This is a genomic window from Thioclava sp. UBA3469, assembly GCF_002378135.1.
Classification (GTDB): Bacteria; Pseudomonadota; Alphaproteobacteria; order Rhodobacterales; family Rhodobacteraceae; genus Thioclava; species Thioclava sediminum.
Window position 1 is genome coordinate 1 of sequence record NZ_DFRG01000010.1, and the last position, 252, is coordinate 252.

At 65.5% G+C, this 252-nt stretch carries 1 pseudogene; it reads left to right on the top strand.

The annotated features are described in order from the left end of the window. Nucleotides 1–252 (top strand): annotated as a pseudogene (locus B3D39_RS00670) (riboflavin synthase); the annotation flags it as partial.

Consider the following 252-nt stretch of genomic DNA (forward strand, 5'->3'; position numbering starts at 1 on the left):
GAGCTGGAGCAGCGCGGCGATCTGCGCGCGCGGATCGGCACAAGCTATGACGTGGGCAGCATCGAGCTGGGCGCGTCGATTGCCTGCGACGGCTGCTGCCTGACCGTGATCGCAACCGGCACAGAGCCGAAAAACTGGTTCGACGTGGAAATCTCCGCCGAGAGCCAGGCCAAGACGAATATCGGCGGCCGCGGCAACGATGCCAGCGGCGGCTGGCAGGTGGGCCAAAAGATCAATCTCGAACGCGCGCTG